Annotated in this window: 16 protein-coding genes; 4 read left to right on the plus strand and 12 right to left on the minus strand. The window is 50.4% G+C overall.

Going from position 1 to position 23,824, the window contains the following annotated elements:
- Positions 1–150 precede the first annotated feature (150 nt).
- Complete coding sequence (locus JFN88_RS13210; RefSeq protein ID WP_199019757.1) at positions 151–297, plus strand: YqzM family protein; 147 nt, start codon at positions 151–153, stop codon at positions 295–297.
- A 71-nt stretch (positions 298–368) separates the two neighbouring features.
- Here JFN88_RS13210 and JFN88_RS13215 read toward each other — a convergent pair whose 3' ends face one another.
- The gene (locus tag JFN88_RS13215) at positions 369–1,214 is read right to left on the minus strand and encodes an NAD-dependent epimerase/dehydratase family protein (RefSeq protein ID WP_199019758.1); all 846 of its coding nucleotides are present in this window, start codon (positions 1,212–1,214) and stop codon (positions 369–371) included.
- A 29-nt stretch (positions 1,215–1,243) separates the two neighbouring features.
- On the minus strand, positions 1,244–2,467 hold the full coding sequence (locus JFN88_RS13220) for an enolase C-terminal domain-like protein (protein WP_199019759.1): 1,224 nt from the start codon (positions 2,465–2,467) through the stop codon (positions 1,244–1,246).
- Between the two features lie 257 nt (positions 2,468–2,724).
- Here JFN88_RS13220 and JFN88_RS13225 point away from each other — a divergent pair, with 257 nt between their 5' ends.
- The 3 genes from JFN88_RS13225 to JFN88_RS13235 all read left to right on the plus strand — a co-directional run bounded on the left by JFN88_RS13225 (position 2,725) and on the right by JFN88_RS13235 (position 6,994).
- Entirely contained in the window at positions 2,725–3,591 is an 867-nt protein-coding gene (locus JFN88_RS13225; protein WP_199019760.1) for a helix-turn-helix transcriptional regulator, read from the plus strand.
- Between the two features lie 117 nt (positions 3,592–3,708).
- A complete protein-coding gene (locus JFN88_RS13230; protein WP_199019761.1) occupies positions 3,709–6,354 on the plus strand; it encodes a glycoside hydrolase family 3 N-terminal domain-containing protein in 2,646 nt (881 codons plus the stop codon).
- A gap of 238 nt (positions 6,355–6,592) precedes the next feature.
- The gene (locus tag JFN88_RS13235) at positions 6,593–6,994 is read left to right on the plus strand and encodes a hypothetical protein (protein WP_199019762.1); all 402 of its coding nucleotides are present in this window, start codon (positions 6,593–6,595) and stop codon (positions 6,992–6,994) included.
- Positions 6,995–7,267: 273 nt separating this feature from the next.
- Here JFN88_RS13235 and JFN88_RS13240 read toward each other — a convergent pair whose 3' ends face one another.
- The 10 genes from JFN88_RS13240 to JFN88_RS13285 all read right to left on the minus strand — a co-directional run bounded on the left by JFN88_RS13240 (position 7,268) and on the right by JFN88_RS13285 (position 23,821).
- A complete protein-coding gene (locus tag JFN88_RS13240) occupies positions 7,268–9,370 on the minus strand; it encodes a DUF5054 domain-containing protein (RefSeq protein WP_233167789.1) in 2,103 nt (700 codons plus the stop codon).
- Positions 9,371–9,653: 283 nt separating this feature from the next.
- Positions 9,654–10,814, minus strand: coding sequence for a response regulator (locus tag JFN88_RS13245; RefSeq protein WP_199019764.1), 1,161 nt, complete (start codon positions 10,812–10,814; stop codon positions 9,654–9,656).
- Positions 10,815–10,950: 136 nt separating this feature from the next.
- On the minus strand, positions 10,951–13,977 hold the full coding sequence (locus JFN88_RS13250; RefSeq protein ID WP_199019765.1) for a histidine kinase: 3,027 nt from the start codon (positions 13,975–13,977) through the stop codon (positions 10,951–10,953).
- 332 nt (positions 13,978–14,309) lie between these two features.
- Positions 14,310–15,017 carry a 4'-phosphopantetheinyl transferase family protein gene (locus JFN88_RS13255; protein WP_199019766.1) on the minus strand — a complete coding sequence of 236 codons (708 nt, stop codon included), beginning with the start codon at positions 15,015–15,017 and terminating at the stop codon, positions 14,310–14,312.
- A 418-nt stretch (positions 15,018–15,435) separates the two neighbouring features.
- Positions 15,436–16,797, minus strand: a complete 1,362-nt coding sequence (locus JFN88_RS13260; RefSeq protein ID WP_199019767.1) for an ABC transporter substrate-binding protein — start codon at positions 16,795–16,797, stop codon at positions 15,436–15,438.
- A gap of 44 nt (positions 16,798–16,841) precedes the next feature.
- Positions 16,842–17,813, minus strand: a complete 972-nt coding sequence (locus JFN88_RS13265) for a carbohydrate ABC transporter permease (RefSeq protein WP_199019768.1) — start codon at positions 17,811–17,813, stop codon at positions 16,842–16,844.
- Positions 17,810–18,703: a carbohydrate ABC transporter permease gene (locus JFN88_RS13270; RefSeq protein WP_199019769.1), complete on the minus strand. Its 894-nt coding sequence runs from the start codon at positions 18,701–18,703 to the stop codon at positions 17,810–17,812. The genes JFN88_RS13265 and JFN88_RS13270 overlap by 4 nt, the downstream gene beginning before the upstream one ends.
- Positions 18,703–20,928, minus strand: coding sequence for a DUF5696 domain-containing protein (locus JFN88_RS13275; RefSeq protein WP_199019770.1), 2,226 nt, complete (start codon positions 20,926–20,928; stop codon positions 18,703–18,705). The genes JFN88_RS13270 and JFN88_RS13275 overlap by 1 nt, the downstream gene beginning before the upstream one ends.
- A complete protein-coding gene (locus JFN88_RS13280; RefSeq protein ID WP_199019771.1) occupies positions 20,921–22,936 on the minus strand; it encodes a YIP1 family protein in 2,016 nt (671 codons plus the stop codon). The genes JFN88_RS13275 and JFN88_RS13280 overlap by 8 nt, the downstream gene beginning before the upstream one ends.
- 27 nt (positions 22,937–22,963) lie before the next feature.
- Entirely contained in the window at positions 22,964–23,821 is an 858-nt protein-coding gene (locus JFN88_RS13285; RefSeq protein WP_199019772.1) for a carbohydrate ABC transporter permease, read from the minus strand.
- Positions 23,822–23,824: the final 3 nt, after the last annotated feature.

The following is a 23,824-nucleotide window of genomic DNA, read 5'->3' on the forward strand; positions in this document are numbered from 1 at the left end:
AGCTAAAACTGAGACATGAACAAACTGGACGACAGTGACGCTGAGGAGTCAGACCGGACAGACGCCGCAGGCTCCTTGCGTGGACATTGGCCTTGCAGCAGGTCATACGCAGCCATAAATACGCTACTGTCGGGCCGAGGAGGATATAGAATGGAAAATGTAAGAGATCCGCGCGAGCACTATAACGAGGAACCACGGCACGACTTTTCTGATGTCGCCATGGGCTTTGCCGGCATGGCAGGCTTTATGACAGTTATCTTCGCGGTCGCGGTTATTATCAAATTCGTCATTTCCTAGTCCATCCACAAACATACAGGCCAAGACAAGCAGCTGCTTGTCTTGGCCTGTATGTTTGTGACCGATAAGCACTATTCAGACGACAGATGATCCGCCCAGGAATATTGCGGCTTCCAGTTCAACACCGATTTGGCCTTCGCATTGCTCACCACTGCGGTCCTGTCGGCAAAAACACTCCGCAGTTCTGTCACTTCCGGATAAAATTCCGCCAGCAGCTCCTTCGTCTCCCAATGGCTCAGTGTATCATCCGCTGTAATATTCAGACTGACAGCCCCGCAGTTCTCAGCCTCAAGCGAAGCAATACACGCCCGAACCGCATCACGGATATCAATATAGCTCCACAGAATCGTCTTGAAAGACTTCGGGTCACGCCTGGCAAATGAGGGATACTCCTCCGGCCTGGTAATCATCGAGAAGCGCAAAGATATAACTTGCATGCCCGTTCTGCGCCAGAACATCTCTGCTGTGGTCTCGCCTACAACCTTGGACAGCCCATAGCATTCCTGGGGCTTTTGCGGATGAGCCTCATCGAGCGGCAGGTAATCCGGGGAAAAGGGCTCAGGCGCCCAGGCAAAGCCATAAGAGGACTCGCTCGATCCCATGACGACTTTGCTGATTCCAAGCACGGAGGCCGCCTCCAGAATGTGATAGCTCCCAAGTACATTATTGGCAAATATATAAGGATACGGATGAAACAACGGCGCCGGTATCGCGGCAAGATGAACAATGGCATCCGCGCCATGGAGTGCGCTTGCCACTTGACCAAAATCATTCAAATCAACCTGAATCTTCCGGCAATGCAGTTGATCAGACATTCGGTTGTCCAATGAAGTGACCTCATAGCCTTGCTGCTGAAGCGCATGTACCAGTTGTGAGCCGAGCTTTCCGCTGCCTCCGGTAACGGCAATTTTTTTCATCGCTTTTGACCCTCCTGTTCAATATGCCATTACGGACGAACAAGCGTCCCGTCCGCTTTACGGTCCAATGGATATGGATTGAAATATGCTTTCCTGTTCCAGCTTTCCCCGACAAGCTGCACGGCCTTGACTTCGTCCAGATCGATCCCAAGCCCCGGCTTGTCGGAAGGATACAGATAGCCGCCGATTCTTGTGATATGTCCGGGAAAGGTCTCCAGTTCCTCTGGTTTGAAATGATTGATTTCCTGGATTCCAAAATTCCAGATCGCCATATCCAGATGGACAGCCGCAGCCTGATTAACCGGATCATTCTCTCCGCCTTCCTGCCAGGCGGTACGTACGCCAAAAGCTTCGCACAGCGCCGCTATTTTCCGGCAGGCGCTAATTCCCCCAGCCTTGGAAACACGGACGCGGATGAAATCGATCAGCCGCTCCTTGACAAGTTCCGTCCATTCCTGCGGGTGAATGAACAACTCGCCCACCGCCTGCGGCGTAGAAGTCTGCTGTCGCAGCTGCCGATACCAGCCGGTTTGCTCTGGAGGAAGCGCATCCTCCAGGAAGAAAAGGCTGTAGGGCTCCAGCCGCTTGGCCAGTGAAATCGCATGAATCGGCGACAAATGCTCATGAACATCATGCGTAAATTGGACGTCAAAGCCGAATTCCAGCCGGAGCTGCTCGAACATCTTCGGAATGCTGTTCACATATACATGCTCGTCAAAGACCGCTTCGCTCGACCATGCTTTTACCGGGAGCCTGGCCTGCTCCTTCCCGACAAAGCCGCCTCCCCCGTAACCGCCAAGCTGGGCGCGAATGACAGTATAGCCTTCTTCCACATAACGGTGAACCTCTTCCTTGAGCTCACTAATCGAAGATCCGCCGGCATGACCATAACAAGGCACAGCCGCGCGGCATGCTCCCCCAAGCAATTGGTAGACCGGAAGTCCGGCTTCTTTCCCCTTAATATCCCACAATGCCATATCAATGCCGCCGATAGCCGTCTGCAACAGCGCCCCATTGCGCCAATAGCCGCTCAGATGCATCGTCTGCCACAAATCTTCGATATTCGCAGCCTCCCGGCCGATAATGACAGGTGCGAGCAGTTGCTCAATAATGTGGACAACCGCATCCGGATTATACATATCAGACGCTGAACCGATTCCGTAAAGCCCATCCTGATCCGTCGTTACTTTAACAATCGTCCAGACCCCGTTCTTCCTGGTACGAATACATGATACACCTGTTATTTTAGCCATGCTTCTCCTCCCTTTGCCCCTTTTATTTCCGATAAACGAATGTTTATCCCACTTATTTAAAGTGTAATGGAAACGCCGAGACTTCTTAATGAGACAGTTTTAAACTTTATGCCGCATTATTATATAGTTTGAAGAGGGAATGTCATAAACGGCATTTAGTGATAAAATCAGACCATAAACAAATCCACTCCAACCCTGGAGAACGGCATAGCTTGAAAACCGGGCAGCGGATAGCAAATTGACAAGGAGGCCTGTCCATGCTGGACGAAAAAGAAAATCCGTGGCATGAAAAAATAGCAAAACAACAACATGAGCCCTACAACGTCATTGTCAGTTCGGTGGAAAATGGCTTCTCCGCCCACTGGCACAAGGAAATCGAGATCGTCTATATTATCGAAGGCAGCATGCAGATCGGGCTTAATACAGTTCGCCACACACTGAGCCGCGGCGATCTTCTGTTTATCGGCTCCTGTGATATTCACCGCTACTATCCGAACCCGCTCGGCTGTACCAAAATTATCTTGCAGCTGGATAAATCCATCTTCGGAGATTACGCTGATCAGATGGTGAATCGGAAATTCAAAATACCGCAACTCCCCCCTGACAGTCTGCTCCCTGCAAATGAGCATCGACTTCTGCATCCTGTGGTGGAGCGCCATATTCTTGATATCTATCAAGAAACAGAGCAAAAAATGCCGGGCCATACGCTGGTCATCAAAGCCCGTTTTCATGATTTGGCCGCCGCGATGATCCGCTACTTGCCCATGGAAGCCTACCCGCCGGAGGAACGTTCCCTCAGGCTCCGGCAACTCGAACGGCTTGATCAGGTGTTCAGTTATATCGATCAGAACTACCAATCCGAAATTACATTACAAAGCGCCGCACTTGTCTGCGGTTTCAGCATTCATCACTTTTCACGGTTTTTTAAGGAAACGGCGGGTATGAATTTCATTCATTATGTAAACGCCTTCAGAATTGACAAAGCGAAGCTTCTGCTGCAAGACCGTGAGGCCTCTATCACCGACATTGCCTACCAAGTCGGGTTCAACAGCATCGAAACCTTTAACCGGGTATTTAAAAAACAGAATAACTGCACACCTACAGCATACCGAAGCAAAAAATGACAGGTGCCGATCAATCTGTGACAAGAAAGATCGGCGCTATTTTTTTATAGTAAAGCTAACAGCATTATTGAATGATCAAGATGAATCAGGACTTAATATATAAGGAGGAAACAAGCTATGATCCAAGCAGGAAATGAAACGCTGCTCTATAAAGACCCTGCCGCTTCGATAGAGGACAGAATCCGGGACCTGCTCCAGCGGATGACGTTCCAGGAGAAAGTTCGCCAGCTCGACCAATACTTTGGCGCATCCTTCATGAGCGCCGCCCACCCGCATATGCATACCGTTATGGCTGACGACGCTGAAATCCGTTGGGACAAAATCAAAGAAACCATTGGAACGGAAGGGATCGGCTGCATTCATGACCTGTACGGGACGGTTGAGGTGAACAATGCCATACAGCGCTATTCGATCGAGCAGACAAGGCTAGGCATTCCGATTCTTTTCAGTGAAGAGGCTCTTCACGGCTTGCTGCGTCCGGGCTGCACCGTCTATCCACATGCGATAACGATGGCTTCCACATGGAATCCCGAGCTGGTCGGACAGGTTGGCAAAGGAATTGCTGCGGAGACCCGAAGCCTGGGCATTCATGAGACGTTCGGACCTGTCCTGGATTTGGCGCGGGAACCGCGATGGGGCCGTGTAGAGGAAACATACGGAGAGGACACCCATCTGGCCAGCCGAATGGCAGTTGCAATGATTCGGGGGCTGCAGGGAGACAACCTCGCCTCAAGCAGCAGCATTATTGCCGAGCCGAAGCATTTTGCCGTTCATGGCATCCCCGAAGCCGGACTGAACCACTCCCCCGCTTCCATCGGTATGAACGATATGCGGTCCTATCATCTGCCGGTCTTCGAAGCGGCATTTGTCGAAGCTGGAGCGATCAATGCAATGTGCTCCTATAACTCGATTGACGGTGTTCCGTGCGCGGCCGATTACAGTTTGCTCACAGAGGTACTGCGGGATGAGTGGCATATGCCGGGCTTTGTCCGCTCCGATCTTGGCGCTATTTCCAGACTGGAACATGCCCATTTCACAGCCAGTTCCGGGAAAGAAGCAATCCGTCAAGCGCTGCAGGCTGGAACCGATATGCAGTACTATGACTATCCGCATGACGTCTATCAGGGAGCCATTATCGAATTGATAGAGAGCGGTGAACTTGATATCGAAGTGGTGGATACCGCTGTAAGTCGTGTATTGAATGTAAAATTTATGCTCGGGCTGTTCGAAACCCCCTATGTTGATCCTCATCTATCGCGAGAGGTCATTCGCCATAACCGGCACCGGCAGACAGCGCTCCAGGTGGCTCGCGAAGGCATTTGCCTGCTGCAAAACAAAGGGCAGCTGCTTCCGCTAGGTCAGACAACGCCGGTGATTGCAGTTATCGGCCCGAGCGCGGACCATGCAAGACTGGGAGACTATACCCCTTATATCCAGGGTTTTGTTCCGACAACGATACGGCAAGGCATTGAAAAGCTGGTTTCACCGAAAACCAAAGTGCTGTATGCCAAGGGGACAGGGATACTGGCCGATGAACTGGAGCCGATTCCGCTGGAGTGCCTGACAGACGGCGGCGGCAATCCTGGGCTGCTGGCCGAGTATTTCAATAATCCGAATCTTGAGGGCGAGCCCGTTCTCACCAGACATGATGCTTCCATTGATTTCAACTGGGTCATTACAAAGCCCGGCGAGAACGTCCATACCTCCGGTTTTTCAGTTCGCTGGACCGGCAAGCTTATTCCGAGGCAGACACTGGACGGGTATATTGGAACGGTCAGCCAGGACAGCATGCGCTTGTGGCTGGACGGCCAACTGATCATAGACGGCTGGGGCCAGGGCAAAAGTGCGAGAAAGAGTGTCCCGGTAACGTTTGAAGCCGGTAAAGCGTACGATGTTCGCGTCGAATACTGCAAAGATACGAATGGAGTTGAAATTATGCTGGGCTGGAGCCATACGGCAGAAGGCATTCAGCAGGCTGTTGCCATTGCAAGTCAGGCAGATGTCGCCATTGTTGCCTTGGGAGACAATGAGAAAACCTGCGGCGAAGGCGTTGACCGCGACAGTTTAGATCTGCCGGGCAATCAGCTTCAGCTTCTGAAAGCCATCTATGATACGGGCACACCGGTTGTCCTGGTGCTTCAGAACGGACGCCCTGTGACGCTGGATTGGGAATCCAAGCATATTCCCGCAATTATAGAAGCCTGGTATCCGGGCGAGCTTGGCGGCCAAGCGATTGCCGAGGTTCTGTTCGGCGATTATAACCCGGCAGGCAGACTGCCGATCTCCTTCCCCCGGACAATCGGTCAGATTCCGGTCTACTACAACCGCCGTCGGGGAGGCAGCAAGCACTATGCCGGAGGCGATAACAGACCGCTTTATGCTTTCGGGCACGGGCTTAGCTATACGACCTTTCAATATGACAATTTACTTATCCACGCCGACAGAATGATTCGACCGGGCGATGATGTATCCGTCACCGTTGACATTACGAATTGCGGACAGCGCGACGGTGATGAGGTTATACAGCTGTATATTGCAGATGTCTTCAGTTCGGTAGCCCGACCGGAAAAAGAGCTCAAGCATTTCAAGCGAATTCATCTGAAAGCCGGCGAGAAAAAGACCGTCAGCTTTACCATAACTCCCAAAGACCTCAGCACGCTTGGCAAGGATTTGAGATGGACGGTTGAGCCGGGCACATTCCAGGCGCTTGTCGGTCCAAGCTCCGACCGCATCGCGTTGCAAGCCGATTTTATCGTGGTCTGACACGACCCGAAGACGGTGAACCCCCATGAACATGACTTGCCCGTATAACATTTTCGTATTATAGGTTAGCCAGAATTACTGGCTGGCCTTTTTTTTTCTCAAACGAAAAAAATTAAAAAACCTAAAAAAAACCAAAAACTAACGATTCCTCAACTTTCAGTTTGCTATACTTCATTTACAGGTTGCGCAGCCTATTACAGAGAGAAACCAAAATCAAACATAAAAAGGAGATATAAAAATGGTACTTACAAAGAAAAAGGTAATCGGATTGACACTAGCAGGCGTTTTGGCATTAAGCGGCACTTCGGTATTTGCAGCGTCAGAGGCTTCTTCGAAGGATGTTCAGACACCTACCCTTAGCGCAACGAAAGCTGGGAAGCCAGGCAATGGTGTTAAAGGCGAATTAAAGGCTAGGGGAGAAATTCCTGAGTCCGTGCGTAAAGGATTGAATGGCCAAAAGACAGGCACTGCAAATGCAGATAAAGCAGGTAAAGATCAGGTTACACTCGAGGAAGTAGAAGGCGTGAATGTGGAAGACATTAAAGCGAATGCCCAAGAAGGAAAAATATTAAAAACTTCTGAAATTCCGGACGCTGCTAAAAAGCAGTCGAGCGGAAAAACGACAGGTGTAAAAAAATAAACCATCATCAGATGGGGATGTCCCATAAGTGTTAAAATCAAAAAAGTTGGGCGGAGCATGGTTTCCGTCCAACTTTTTTATGTATTTGTTTCTGTTAGGAAAGTATCAGGCAGCTTATCCAGACCCCGCAAGGATAATCTACGGAACACCAATTGCCCTTAACTTTCAATAAAAACGGGGCGTCCAGGAGTCAGGTTTTACTGACGTTCCGGACAGCTCCGTCGTTTTGCTTCCTGTGCATCTTTTGCATGAAATGATCCGTTGGAACCGCAACTACAAGTTGGCTCGCAGGCGCACTGTATAACGATAGATCATATCTTCACCAAACCACATTCGGAAATTTGTCCCCCAAGTGTTGTTGTGCAAATTAAAATGAATGCCGCCGTCCAAATCGGCAAAAGTATTATCGAACCGGACCAGACGAGGCTCGCCTGGAGACACAAGAGGCGAATCAAGCGACTCGACTCTCGCTGTGCCGTCCGTCCCTTCATACAGAGCACCAGTATCCGTAGCGTGCAGGTTGCGGTTGCCGTCCTTAACCACACGCAGCGGAGAGATCCAGCCGCCGATCTTATCCAGCAGCCACAAGTTCGGATTATCCACCTTCACATTAATGGACAGCCAGCTTGCTTCCGGCAGTCTGCAATCCTGCTTGCCGAACGTATGCAATTGGATTTGCAACTCGGAGCTATCTTCCGGCTGAAGGTATACCAGAACCAGCCTTGACGGCACACCATACAGGCTCACAGCTTCTTGCGGCATTCTCAACTCTGCAACGACCGTCCCGTTATTGTCCCCTCCGATCAGCTTCAGGCTGTCCAGAATAGGCCGGTATTCCCGATGTGTTGGCTTGGGGACCGCGTATTCAAAGCCCGGCTTGCCAAAATCCGCGTCTGCCCACGGATGGGTCTTGATCAGATTCTCCATATAGTCCCGGAACCACGCATCGTAATTTTCAACACCGAATAATTCATGTACATAAGATGCGATGCGATGATCGGCATCCGCCCATACTTTGCCCTTGCTATCTTTAAGATACACGATCGAGCCGTCTGTACCGAACGCAACCTCATAGCCGCCCCATTGAAAACGCTGTTCCGCACACAGAACCTTAGCTTCCCCTTGTGGGACCTCAAGCGGTTTGAGCCGTGCTTCCGCTTCCTTGCGCAGCTCATGTGGGAGAACATCAAGCGCAGTCGCCATATACTCACGCTGCTCGGTCCATGAACGCTCCATCTGGGTGTAGGAATTGATTCTTCCTTCCGAAGCGAACAGGCCGGCAGACAATCGATCATCCTCATTCATCGCGAAGGCGCCGATATAGCTGTACTTGTCCGTTACCGCTTCATCCGGGATGATATCGCGCTCTCTTGCCTCATTGAACGCTTCCTTGGAATAATGCTTGAAGTCCGGAAGAAATTTCTTTACGTCCAGTCCCCAGGTGTGCTCAGCTACAAGCAGCAGCGCATTGCTGAATTTCTCATGCGCTTCGGAATCTTTCTTCAGCACGCCTTGTTCAATCCATTGCTTGCGAAGACGGGACAGCTCCCGGAACTGGGCCGTTTTCAACGGATCTGAGCCAACGCCATGAATCCAGGTATCGCCAATTTCCTCAGTTACAACCGGAAGCACATGACGATGCGCCCACAGACTCTCCGCGTAGTTGTCCAGTGTTGAAGCTACCACCTGCGCTCCAGGAAAGCGGGCGCGAATACTTTCGAACTGCTCGACAATTCCGTCAACGGAAGGTGGTCCGCAGTTGTCTCCTGTATGCGCAAACACAAGCGCTTCCTCAAATCCTTCGAGAAGGAAAGTCTCCCCGTAGTTGCCTGCATAATGAACAATAATTTCCTGCCCGTCGACTTTCCACCGGAACATCAGCGGTACCGCCGGGTTTTTGGAGGTTGGATTGACACCCAAATGCATATATTTAATGCCTGACTCAGCAAGCAGCGGCACCATGCTGATCGTGTGGCCCGGAACATCCGTCATCTTTGCCGAAATCGTCTTTTTGCCAAATTTTTTGTCCAGTCTGGCCGCAATCGACATGCCGTATCGGAACAGCGATTCATCCAGCAGTTCGGTATGCAGGGTAAAAGGCAGGCCATGCCATGCCAAGCGACCTTCTTGCATCGCCTTCTGGGCACGTTTTGCGCCCTCTGCGTCCGCTTGAATCAATGCCTGGTCCATCAGCCAGGAGCCGGTTGTCCAGATAAAGCGTTCCTCGCCCCCGCGAGCATCCAGCCGTTCAGACAATTCAATTGCCTTTGGGATAAATTCATTCATATAACGATCGACAACCCGATGGGCCAGATCGGTAAAGCCGATATCCAGGTGCGTTTTAAAGATAACATGCACCTTTTTAATTTCGCTCAATCTAATCCCTGCTTTCCTAGAAACTATAGTCACTGAAACGATCAAACTGACGATAACATATACCGACAGCAGCATGAACTCCCAATGGAATTTAAAGAACATTAATCTTCAGACAAATCGGCTTTTCAACTTTGGGAAAGCGCTTGACCACCTAAAGAAAAAATCCGCTCATGCATTTAGTGGAAGTTAGCCTGATTATAGCAACTTTGTCGCTAGACAGCAACGTTTAGCTTGCATAACAGGAAAACTATAAAGATCCTGCTTAATTACAAGAAGCCCGTCATTATCCTTGTAACGGAAATGACGGGCTTCCAGAAGTTATGCTCTCCAGCAATTGATGGGTTAGCGTCGACGGATTTACCAGCAGCTCCTCCAGCCTGCTTGCCAATCTGTTATAGGTCAACAGCGCCTGATCATTTTTGCCTCTCAAATGAAAGGCCTTCATAAGCAAGCGATAAGCTTCCTCATCATAGGGGGAATGGCTAATAATCTGCTCCGCCATCTCAGCCGCCCTCTGATATTCCCCCGCTTCTATCCAGCGCTCAGTAAGCAGCAAACGCAGCTGTATGGCTGTTTGGTCCAATATTTGAGCCTCCTGCCCGACCCACAGATAATCCTGCTCCGCCAGCAAGATCCCCTGGTAGAGAGCAAGCACTTCTTCAATATCTTCCGGAGCTGCATACTCCTGCTGTCTGATCCTGATCAGCCCTGCTTTAAAATTGCTGATATCCAGTCCTATCCTGCTCATGTCCAGAAAATATTTTTCTTCCTCATAGTGCAAAACATTGTCGAAGCCGAGTTGTTTCATATGCTTTCTAAGAAGGCTGATACAGGTGTGAAGATAAATTTTCGCCTTATTGTAATTTTCATCCGTCCATACATCTTCAATAATCTTGTCCTTATGTACTTCCCCATGCAATGCAAGGTAGGCCAGAAGCTCTCTTTCCTTCGAGATGCGCCATTTGATTTTCTCTCCCCCTGCGATTCCCATCGACATCTGTCCTAACAACTGGATTTCCAGTCTCGCTGCCTTCATGTGTTCATCCGCCTGCTGGTTGTTTGCCGATATGGTGTTTTGCAACTCAAGTTCCCGCTTAATTTTATTTATTGTCTTGGAGAGCCGTTCCATCTCCAGCGGCTTCAAAATATAATCCAGCGCTGATTGCTCAAATGCAGTGATGGCATATTGGTCATAAGCTGTCAAATAAACAATGCTGACATTGGGGGTTCTACTCTTGATGACCTCAGCCAGCTCAATCCCGTTCATCTCGGGCATCTCAATATCAAGGAACAGCACGTCCGGGCTTAGCTTCTCCAACTGGTGCAGAGCGTCGAAACTGTTGCCCGATTTTCCGATGACCTGTACCTGACCTGTTTTCTTCAAGAATAACTCCAAAATGGTTAACGCATGCTCTTCGTCATCGACCATAAATGCTGTAATCATTGTTCCTGCCCTCCCTTGCTCACGACGTTACTGATCCGCGAATAAAAAACCCGCCATTATTTGATTTTAGCCAAATCGCCCGTTAAGCTTCATTGTATCAAACGACGGTAAACAAACGCTTAACATAGCGGGATCATCAATAAGAAAGCGGAAGCCAGATCGTAACTTTGGTCCCAATGCCCGGCTCGCTTTCCACAGCCGGTTGTTTGCCGGACAAATAGGAGACACGCCGCATAATATTTTGAAACCCTACTCCCTGTCCATGGCCCTCCCTGTTCAAAATGGACTGCACCTGCTCAGGCAGCATACCTGCGCCGTCATCCTCGACAATGACTTGCATATATTCATTTTCCTTGCGAATAATGAGTTTTACTGTACCACCGCTAACTTTCCTGGACACACCGTGGCGGATCGCATTTTCCACAAGCGGTTCAATTGTGAGCGGTATAATCTGGCAGCCATACAACTGCTCATCCACATCGTACTCAAATTTGATTCTGCTGCCGAACCGTTCTTTTTCAATGTTAATATAAGCTTGAATCAGCTCCATCTCCTTGCGCAGCGGCACCGTCTCCTCCGTGTTATCCATATGAAAAATAATGCGCAAATACCGGCTGAATATGCCCAAAAGCTCTCCTGCCCTTACGCCGTCCGTATAACAAAGAGACATGATTGTGCCGAGCGCATTGTACAGAAAGTGCGGCTTGATCTGGGAACGCAGAAAGGCCATCTCATTGACTGCAGCCTCCTTAACCAAACGCTTCATCGACAGCAAAGTATGAATTCTTACCCGAATTTCACCCGCATCAAGCGGGCGGGCAATGAAGTCGCTCCCGCCTGCGGCAATTGCCGCTTCAATGTCGGCCGGCGTGCTGCGCGCCATAATGAACAGAATAGGAAGCTCCACTTGTGTGAAGATTTCCCGAATTTGGCGGCACAGCTCATAACCATTCTCGCTTGGAAGCATGACATCAAGCAAAATCAGATCAGGCCGATCCAGCCGGGTGACCATTTTATAAGTATCCTTGCCTGTTCCTGTATATTCAACGCGGAAACCTTCATTTGTCAGCATTCCGAATAGATACTCCACATTAACAGGGTCAGCGGAAGCAATCAGGATTTTAGGCGATTCCTGCACATCCCGGACGGTATCCGGGTACTTTTGCTCCCTGGAATCATTAACATGGGTCACCCCGTCGACCGCCGGAACTACATCCGCTGCGGCGGACGGCAGAACAATTGTAATCTGCCCCTTGTCGTCGTCAATGTCCAATTTGCCTGCCATAAGCGCCACCAATTCGTAGACGATGGACAAGCTGGTCGCAAACGCGCCTTCCTTGTATATGTCTCCTTCCGCCTCATGACCGCTCCCTTCGGCTGACTGACCCGTCAAAGTAATGGAAATCAGAGTCAGCTCGTCCTGATTGCAGCTCGCAATCATCACTTCGCCATTCTGAACATGGCGGAGACTGTAGCTTAATGCACTGTACAGCACCTGCATCAGCCGGTTCTCATCAGCGAGCACATATCTCGCGTCGGGCTTTATCCGTTGAATCAGAAGTGTATTTTTTCCTTTTGCCAAAAATCCGAAGCCCTCAATGACCAACGAAATACAAGTCAGCAAGTCTACCCGCTTGATACTTGTCTCCAGTTGCCCTTCCTTGATCCTGGCTGCGTCAATAATGTTGCCCACCATATTGGACATCCGAAAGGCCGTATTGCGAATTAATTGCAGCCTTTCCTTGATGCTGCTCTCCGCTGCCTTGCTCACAGGCACCTTGAGCATGGACTGCGACAAATGAATAATACCGTGTAATGGCGTATTCAACTCATGGGAGGTTAGCAGCAAAAATTCATCCTTCATCCGGTCAGCCACTTGAAGCTGCCTCGTGAGCGCCTTCATTGAAGTATAAGTGCCGACATAATGATGGAGCATCATCATACATATTGAGAGGACAAACATTAAGACCGTCAGTTGGCTCAGAACCATCGATATTGCATTCCAATTATTCAGAATGGTAATCACACCTGTATATAACAAAAACCAGGCCGCATACAAATAAAATTGGAATTGCCGCTTGTTGAGCATGCCATATCGGCCCTTGACGTAGGAAACCAGCAGCACTCCAATAATGATGGCATAAATGAGATTTTGAAAGAGATAGAAGGCGCCCTGAAGCGAAGAATACATATGAAACGGCAAAATGAAAATTAATGCACAATAAATAGCCAAAACAATTGCTGCAAACAGGAAAAGCTTGTGGACCCCTCTTTTCCCCATTATCAGCCATGTAATATAAAAATGAAGAGCTGGCGTGGAGTAGACGGCTATGCATTTAATCTTGAAAGCCAGTTCAAATGAAACATTCGGAAATAACTGCAAAAACAATCTGTCCCCGTTAGTGAGAACGCTGAGGGCAAAGCAAAAGAAAAAGGCTCCAAAAAGCAAAAACAGCCTGTTCCGCTGAAAACCTACATATAGCCAGGTGTACAGGAGGGCAAAAAACAACAAAATCATAGCGCCCATTAGCTCCAGACCGTTCTGCAGCTTCTTCTCAATCGCAATCGCATGTCCAAGTCCAAACTGCAGAGAACTATGGATTCCTCCAGCTTTGTAATCGAAATTGGCAACCTGCAGCAGCAGTTCGACTTCGTCTTCAGCATGGAAAAAAGCCGTATAAGGGACGTTTCTCGGTTCATAGCTTGACCGAGATACACCCGGTGATCCGGATTCTCCCATCAGCTTGCCGTTGATATAGAGCCTGTCCGAGAAGCGGACATACTCCTTATACAAACCAAGAAGCTGATCCTTTGGAGCATGGCGAATAAGCAACCTGTATGTCCCGAACCCATAGCCCTTCATAATTTGGTCATCCCCGGCCCTCACGCCGTTCCAGTTGCCCGGAACTTTGATATACTGACGTCCCTTCAACTTTTCAGGCATCTGCTCTGGAGAAATCAACTGCTGTGGATAAAACTCCCACTCCCCATCCAGATCAAATACAGCCTGAGCAGCCGGGTCCCAGCCCTGCAGATCAAGCACACCCACCTTGATTTCAGGCCCTGTCTGCTTTTGCACTACAGACAGCCATATTCCAATAGCCAGCAGCAGCGTCAGTACAAGTAAACTCAACAGAAACTTATCTTTCAATATGCGGCCCAATGATGCTTTCCCTCCATGCAAGCGATGCGTCTAAATAATGCTTATGTTCTTGTTGTATCACAGTTTGGCGGGAAATGGTTATCAAATTTCGGCTTCTATATCAGTTGAACTACAGAAACGGAAGTGGGTAGCCGGAGTGTGAAAGGATTCTGGAGAAGCGAAGCGTTCGCCTTTGTTCCCGGATTTCCCCAATTACGACCATTCATCCAAGAAATCCGGGAACAACCGCGATCGGAAGAACCTTTCACACACAGGCCTTGCCCGACCTTCTTTCGTTCAACTTATACATAAGCTTTTGCTCGTCAAGGACGGCAAAGCCTTACTCTTGATACTCAGTGAATGGATGCATACTCCAATAAGGATTCAGCCTGATAAATGACAGGGGTATCCGGAGCAGCATCGCCAGCGAAGCAGACCGCGCAGGCATAATCGCCCTCCCAGGGAAGCGTGTGGACGCTGCCTGGGTGGACGCTGCCGTTTTCCAGAATATGATACTGACCTGTGCCGGTACTCTTCTCCTGAAAAGTGAACGTATGAAGCGGAATGTTCAGCCCTGCTCCCCGCATTTTCACATAGGCTTCCTTCATCGTCCACAGCCGGTAAAACTCACGCCGCCATGCTTCTCCCTCAAGACGGGAGAGCATGGCGCTCTCCTCCGAAGCAAAGAAACGCTTCGCCACATCCAGTTCTATCGGGCGAAGCTGTTCAATATCAATGCCGGTCTCCTCCGTATGAAACACAGCGCATACCCAATCCCCGGCATGGCTGAAATTAAAGCGCGGCCCGCCGCCTTCAAGAGACGGCTTGCCATGCGTCCCCGTACGGAACACGATATCTGCATTCGAAAATGCATATCCGGTGCAAAGCACATGACGGATCAGCAACTCCCCAAGCAAGGAGCGGTATTTGTCCGCCTGGAAATGAAATCTGGCAATCCGCCGTCTCCGTTCCTCCGATATGAGGCTCATGCCGCGCTCCAGCAGTTCCGGGCCGATTCCCCCGGGAACTTTAACGGCATAAACAGCCGGGGAAATTGTCATCTTTGCTTAACTCCTTCCTAAGGTAGCTTTCTAAAAGATTGTGGATAAATATAAGATTTTTTAAAATAATAGGAAATCAGCTTTAAAATTTCCGCGGACTGCTCCCGGATAAAGAAATGGTCTCCCGCAATTGTATGGGAAGTGAAAAGATCTGTCGTATAATGGCCCCATCCCGAAAGCTTGTCTTGATTTAACGTGTAGTCATGACTGCCACCTGCATATATTACCACTATCAGACTTGTTCTCCATTTTGTCAACTTTTTCCTACTTCAATTCCTGGTCAAACAGTAATGGTTGTCACCGGACAATTACGATCTCAACCCATTGCAAAATATGTCTTAAACCAACAAACTCTCCCGCATTCAACTTGATGAATGCGGGAGAGTTCTATTGCCTTTTCAGTACTCCATGAAGCTGTTTACTTCAATTGATCGCGTACCTCAAGCGTGCGCTTGTTCCATTTGTCCGTCTCCGGAATCAGCTTGTTGATGTCCGCTCCGTCGAATACAATTTCATTGACGATGTTGTTCCAGTTGTATTCGGACCAGGCCGGAATTGTGACACCAGGCTGAATAACAGCATTTTCTTTGGCGATTTTGACCGCCTCAATGTTTTTGCCCTGCCACATCGGCGTCTGCTCATAGTAAGCCGTCAGCTCCGGATCGATAACCGATGCATTCGCACCCTGGTCGATCTTCCACTTCTGGGCTTCCTTGCTGAACTGGAAGCTGATCCACAGGAACGCTTCTTCTTTATGCTTGGAGCCGCTCAAGAGGGACAGCGGGCCGTAGATGCTGTAACCAGGCTGGCTAACCTTTCCTTTCGGGAACGGCAGAACATCCCACTCGAACTTGGCGTTTTCTTTCAGGTTCGGCAGCACCCAGTCGCCGCCGATGGCGAATGCGGTTTTACCGTTAATGAATTCGCGCGTCACATCGCCTTGCTCTGCCGCTTTGGCATTGCTCTGCATCGAACCGTCTTTGGATACAAACTCAGCCAGCCAGCGGATATCGTTCATAACATCCGGCGTGTTCAGCAAGCTTTGCGTCAAATCTGCATTCAAGTATTGCAGATTGGCGGCGTGGCCGTCTGCAATGGCCTTCGTGCTCGTCAGACGCATCTGGAACTCCGGCTGGGTCGTGAGACCATACTCGCCTGCATCCGGGTCGGTCACTTGCTTGGCGACGCTGCGGAAATCATCATACGTCCAGTCGTTGCCCGGCATCTCTACGCCATGCTTATCCAGCAACGTTTTGTTGACGAGAATCCACATCGGCACATCAACGAACGGAACAGCCAGTTTTTTGTTCTTGTAAGTCATTGTGTCATAGAAGCCGTCCGGCAGCTTGACGGATTGGAATGTCGAGTCCTTCTCAATATAAGGAGTCAAGTCTTCCAGCAGTCCGCTCTGATCGAAGCTGATCAGATCCGTATCAATCCATGTCAAGTCGGCAGGTGTTCCGGCCGCTTCCAATGCTGCGATGATTTCCATAATTGGCTGTGAATTCACCGGAATTTGTTCAATCGTAATCCAAGGATATTTCTCGTTAAACTTTTTGTACAGTTCGGTATACGAGTCCGACCAGGAAATGAGCTTGAGTGTGACCGGGTCTTTCTTTTCGTCCGGCGGCGGCTGCTTGTCGCCCTCCTCTGTCTTCACATTATTGCTCTTGGCAGGGGGATTGTTGGCAGGCGTATTGCCTGAAGAACATGCCGCCAGGAACACAAAGATAAGGCACAGCAGCATAAGCTTCCAACCGATATTTTGCTTGTTTGTCATTGTTTAAAACCCTCCTAATGAATGTGTATGTGATGGATTTCTCTCTACTCCACAATCCCGGTTCTTTCAATACCGCTTACGAACCACCGCTGTAAAAACATAAAGATCAGAATCGGCGGGGCAATTATCAGAAAAGCGGCAGCCATCTTCGTGCTCTCTGTCACCGGATTTATAATTGTCCGGGTATTGCCAAGAAGCGTCGGATTCAAGACTTCCTCCAGCATATTGAGGCGGATGGACAATGGCGTAAAACCTTTGGCCAGAAACATCGACGGCTCATAGTACATGTTCCAGTACCAGATGAAGGAGAACAGAAAGACGACAAGGCAAGCCGAGCGAGCAAGCGGCAGCATAATGCCGAAGAACAGCCGTGAGGTCGATGCCCCGTCAAGCTTGGCAGCTTCCTCCAGGCTCGGCGGCTGCGATTTGAAGAATTGCATGAAGATTAGAATGAACAGTGCTCCCTTCAGACCCTGCCCGAATATGGCCGGGATAAGGAAGACGAAAATTGTATTGAGCAGCCCCAGCTTGCTGAAAATGACATACAGCGGAATGATAATAATTTGGGGCGGAATCAGAAACGTCAATATAATAAGCGCCATAAATAGTCCTTTGAACGGCAGAGCAAGTCTGGCGAGCGCATAGCCGGTCATGGCGCAGACGAGCACCTGAGCAATCGAACAGCTAAGGGCAATGATCGCCGTATTGCGCAGAGCCTGCGGATATTGCAGGCCGTTGATCGCTTTGCTCACATTTTCCCAGGTTATCTCGCGTGGAATCCATTTGACTGTTGGGTCAAGCAGATCGCTAAGCGTCTTGAACATTGTGCTGACCATATAGAGAATCGGTTGCAAATACAGGTAAGCGACAATCGACAGCAGCAGATAGATCGCCAGCTTGAACAGGAGACCGTCGGATAAGCTGCGCCCCAGGATAAGCATTTTGGCCTTTTGTGTCCGGCGGCCCCACAGGCCCGCCTTGGCGATACGGCTGATTTTTTCCAGCCTGGCATTCATGAGCGAACCCTCCTTTTATTGAGACTGCGATTGAACAGCCACAATACAATGGCGATAAGCGCGAAGATGAAGGCAAAGTAGACCCATGCAAGCGCGCTTGCATAACCGTAGCCGGTATCCACCTTGAACATGTTGTCCCGAATATGCTTGAGCACCGGGTTGAGCGGGAAGGTGAACAGGTCAATAATCGTATACAGCATGTTCAGACTAATAAACGGAATACACGCCGGAAGCGTAATTTTCCAGAAGCTGTCCCAGGGAGACGCCCCGTCAATGCGAACGGCCTCGTAGATGGTCGGCGATATCGTCTGGAAACCAGCGATAAAAATCAGAATCTGCACGCCGGAGTACCATAAAATAAGCACCGCCCGGCCGAGTACCGCCATCACGGTTTCGGAGAATTGCTTGCCTACATATTCCTCAACCATCGGCTGCAAATTGTATTGGTCCAGGAACGGGATATCTCCCGCCCCTTGCAGAAACAGCTCCGAGAGTACCTGACCGGTTGCGAAGATAACCGGAAGGAAGAACAGCGCCCGATAAATGAAGCGTCCCGGAAACTTCTGATTGAGCATCAGGGCAATCAGAAGCGCGAAGATGACGATGATCGGCACCATGAGCAGCATTTCCTGAAAGTAGGTAATAAGCTCAATAGGAAACACGTTATCCTTCAGGAACGCATCGCGGAAGTTGCGCATGCCGATCCATTCGTACTTCAACCCTCCTGCCGCGACCTGCACCTTGTTGAAAGCCATGAACAGCGACCAACTGACCGGAATAAGCACAAATGTAGCAAAGCCAATGATCCACGGCAGCATGAACAACAGACCGGTGCCGTACCGTCCCATGATATACAGGCGCTTGGCGCGCACTCTCTCTTTTGCCTGCATTAGGCGCCAGCTCCTTTCTCCACCTCGAACGTTTTACGGCCGTAATCCACAATGACGCGGGTCCCGTCCTCATAGGTTGTTGCGAACCGATCGGCTGACAATCGCTCATGATTGACAATCTGCTGGGCGTACAGACCGGCTAGAGCATCGAACGCCTCATATTCCTCCTGAATGCGGTCCGCCCACTTGTCGTACCGGGTGCTGTACAGATACCCCGATGCCGAATATCTCAGCTTCCTGGAATCATCATGCGTCAGGAAGTAGGACGGTACGGCTCCATATTCGATTGCCTTCAAAAACTCCTCCTGCACGTCATTTCGCAGGTTGCTGTCATCAAATGAATACGGGACGCGCCCATGCAGCACAATCGGATAGAACGGCACCGTCTCATCCACCATAAAATCGTAGCTCGATTCATAAGACAGATTCGCAATATAATCCGTCTGGTTCAGTGTGTAATCATTGCCCTGGTAGACGGATGCCTGCCCCAGCGTTCTGCGCGTATAACCAAGTAAGCCGTTATACATCCCGATTGTATCGGCACGCGTCGAGATACCATGCACATCGTAGTCATGGAATACCAGCTCTCCGATCCAGTTGAAATGGATGCCTGATACGCCGATATCCTTGAGCTTGTCAATCGTCTCGTAGGCCATGGCTACGGTGCGGGCCGGTTTGCTGATATACCAGTCTTCATCGACGAATACCGTACCCTCAATGCCGCGAATGCCGTTTGTTTTGCCGGAAAGACTCGAATACGGGTCCAGCCAGACAAAATCCTCCTCGAACAGGACCGGGACACCTCCAGCCTTCATCTTGCTAATAAACTCCCTCGCGGCCTGCTCGCCTCCGAGCGAGGACTCGATGGGGAAGCGACGATACTTGTCATAGTCGCCCTTTTGCTGCCAGCCGTAGTAGATAACACTCAGATTGGCAATGCCGCGACGCTTCAAGTCGTCCACGATATCTCCGGCCTGGGAGAAGGTAGTCGCAGTAATATACCGAATTTGACTGAAGGCCTGCGCATAATTGCCGCCCATGATTTTCAGTCGCAACGGCATATGATCTACCGACGCCAGCGGTTCGGCCAGCTTGCCATGCTCCGTCAAATAATCCCGGTAGGCGTTCGCCATACCAACGTAGCCAGCATCCTTACCGCTTAAGAACCGGAACTCCACCTCGCGGTCCGTATCCAGCCGCTGCTTCTGCACCGCCTTGAGCGGAGCGGCCAGCCGGCTGGTGCGATACAGATATTCCTCGCGGTAAATCTGGTTGGAATAGACATTGTATAAGGACGATTTCAGTCCCGGCGGCATAGCGGCAATGCTGGCCGAATCTCCTCCGGCGCTAAGGACCGCCATAAAAGCATGATCTCCTCGCTTGACGCCAAAAACGGGATAGGCAATGTTCTCTCTCCTCTCGCCCGAACGGCTCCAGTTGGCTACATTCGTAATCTCCAGCCCGTAAACCTGATGGATGTAGCCTTTGGATACATTTGCACGGTCTCTGTCGAAATAAATCAGTCCGCCAGGGCCGTCCGGCACGAACAGATACCCGTTTTCTTCCGGCGACGCCGCCCCGAAATAAGGCAGAAGATCGACAGAAAATACGGCGAACTCTCCCTCCTCCTTCATTCCTTCTCCAGGCAGACGCGCCTTGAGCCCTTTATCCGTCAGCTCATATTGAATCGTCAGCGTTATGCCCTTCTCGGGAAATTGATATGCAACCTGCAAGCCCTGATCGGACTTTACCATTGTCGTCTTGACTTTGGGATCGAGCGCGTTCACCACCTCGCGGATTGTCTGGTCCTTTCCTTCCGTACGGACATACGTCAGGACGAATGGCGATTGCAGGTTAGCAAGCAACCCGCCCTTCACCTTCTCCCGTTCAAGCTGCTCCTTGGACGGATTGCTGGTCCAGCGAAATCCTGTCCGCTTGTCAAGGACGGCAATCCGCGAACTGGCAGGTTCCGCATACAAGGCATAAGACGCATTCTCCGCCGCCAGCGCATACCCGTCAGGGCCGGCTGCCGGCTTCCACTCCTGCCCCTCGTACAATGGCGCGCGCACAGCCTGCGGCTTGGCAATGCCGGTCTTCTCTAACGCCGTCTGCATAGGCATTTCTCCGCCTTGCGACAGGATGATAAGCAGAAGCGCGATCACAATCAGCAAAATCGCTCCCGACAGCTTGATCCACACAGGAGGATGCCTGACAAGTTTAAACATAGAGCATAACCTCCTTGTATAGCTGGTAGAAGAAATCGTACAGATTGTAGGACAAACCGAACACGATAAAGACAAACAGCCAGATCAGCCCGATTGTAAAAATGGTAATCGCCGTGTTCTTGATCGTCTCCAGAAAATCAAAATTATGAATGACCTGTGTCATGACTAGCATCATGACACCCATCCAGATATACATGATGACACTCAGGGCATCGACAATGACTCTCTCATCCAGCGTCACAACGTTAGACAGAATGAGAATCGGAATAGAGAAGAACAGATAAGGAGCCAGCGCATACGTGCTGCCCTGAATGACCTCTCCGAATCTTCCTTCACCGTCCTTGACGCTGCATACCAGATAGTTCGCAATGACCCAGGTTACCCATGGCAGAACGAACAAACCGAGACTGCCGTAGTAGTTGATCAAGGACAACTCCACGGGGTGAAATAAGAATCCTGTATAGTACAAGGAAACCAGTTTCAAAATCAACGTCAGGGCGAGGACGGACAAAATTACGCCCGGAGCCATCCGCTTCTCCTTTAGCCGATAAAATCCCTCATACGGGTGCAGCATCACATGCCAGAGCTGGCCAGGCACTGAGAGCCACCCTTTCAACCGTTGTGATGGCGGATACCGCTCGAGCAACTTGCGAATCAGAATCGGGATTACGCGCAGCAGCGCAATCACCCCGATAATTCCGGCTATCAGCAAGATAAAATGCTCCTGTATCCATTCCAGCCGTATTTGCCAAAACGCCTTGGAATAGCTCTTGGTATCGAACGCAACCTTCAGGAAAGAAAGTGCTTCTCCATGATCCTCCTCATGAAGAAATACCTTGCCCAGTCCCTGGAAGACGCCGTTGTACATATCATTGCGCGCATAAACTTTCTCCCAATACGGCTTGCTCTGTTCATATTTTCCTTCCATATAAAGAGCAAGAGCATTCAGTACATCGCTGCCAAAGCCCGTACGGATGAATTTGTGAACAGTTCCCGTACGGCTGTCGGACACCCACAGATTGAACTTGGAGTCGACGCCGATCGCCGTCGGGAAGCCAAGCACCCCATATTGCTGGGTCTCATTATCGATGAACCCGAAGGAGAACAGCGCCTCCGCGTTCTGGTCATACACATTAATGGAGGCTCTATCCATATCGATGTTGTAGATGAATCCGTTCGCATCCATTGCAGCATCCACAATGCCATGGCCGGCAATCAAGGTTTTGTTCTTGAAGGAATCCACGCCCCCGGCATTCAGCTTGCGGATGGCTCCTTTGCCAAAGTCGCCTGCGGTCATGGTGAAGATCATGCCGTCTCTATCCAGCGCCACATTCGTAATCGGGCTCGGGAGATTGGCCAGTTCCTTGGCCATTTGCTCCTTGTTCAGCAATGCCCTCTTCAGCCAGCTTATCACCGTCTGCTTCGCTTTGTTGGCTCCGAAGTAGCCCATGAATTCCCCATCCTGGTTAATACGCACCAAGCCCTGATAGGAGGAATTCAAATTGACATACATAACCCCCCTGCGGTCTACAACCAGCTTCGTTGGAACAAAATGCTCCTGCCCAAGCAACGGGGAATCCGGCTTCTTGTACTCCCTGAGAAACGTGCCGTCTGCTCCGAACACGGCAATTCGCTGGTTGCCGGAATCGGCGACATAGACCTGATGGTCAGGCGTAACAAACAACCCTTCCGGCGCGCTTAACTGGCTGATGCCCTCCTCGCCTCCCATCGTTCCAAGCAAGGCTCCCTCGTTGTCCAGGACCACGATCTTGCCAGCCCCTTTATCGGCGATATATACCTTGTCATCGGCCCCTACATGCAGGTCGGCTGGTTCCGACAGCCTCGCCGTATTCGTATGCACCGGGGTATACACCGCCTGGATACGCAGCCATGTGCTCAGGTTGCTGTCGTAATAAAAGGTGCGGTAGGGAAGCTGTGCATGGACCGCTTCTGGCAAGACAAGCATGGAGGTCGCCGCAAGAAGCAGGAATACAATCAATCTCTTCATGTTCACGACTTCCTTTACTAATTGGAATTACTTGATCCCGGAATGAACCATCGTCTCAAGCACTTTGCGCTGGAATAACAGGAAAATAATCAGGTTGGGCACAAAGATGAGCAACGCAGCAGCAGCGGCCATGTTCTGTCCGGCCACACTGTTCTGCAAGCCGCTTAGCAAACTGTTGACATAGAAGGCCATCGTCCGCATCGTCTCCTCCTGCATGAACAGGGTCGAAGTCTCTACATCGCCCCATACGCCCTGAAACGTAAAAATCGAAATGGTGGCGACAGCCGGCATCGAGAGCGGCAACACAATCCGGGTGAATATGCCAACCTGACTCGCTCCGTCTATCTTGGCGGCCTCAAGCACCTCCCCGGGAATTTGCGAGATGAACCCGATCAGCATGAATACGGCAACCGGGGAAGCAAGCGCCGGCAGGATGTGGCCAAAATACGTGTTATTGATGCCAAGTCCGCTAATGATCAAATACCGCGGAATGCCGACCGTCTCCGGCGCGAACATCAGCGAGAGCGTGATCAGGGATAATACAAGCTGCTTGAAATGGAATTTGTTCTTCGCCAGCACGTACCCCGCCATGGTACTCACGAGAATGACGCATACGAGCGTAAGCACAACGACGATCATACTGTTGAACAGGTAACGGGTGAACGGCACCGTCGCATTGGAAGCATGCAGCAGCAGCGATTCCAGATTGCGCAACGTCGGATTTTGCACCAGAAACCTCGGCGGGAATAAAAACAGCTCATTTTGCGGCTTGAAGGCATGGTTCAGAATAAAAATAATCGGCAGCGACATAAAGGCCGCCAGCGCCGTAAAGCTGGTTACCAAAGCGACTTGAAACGGCGTAATTTTGCGTAGTCTGCGCATCATGAT

Source organism: Paenibacillus roseus (genome assembly GCF_016424485.1).
GTDB lineage: Bacteria > Bacillota > Bacilli > Paenibacillales > Paenibacillaceae > Paenibacillus_D > Paenibacillus_D roseus.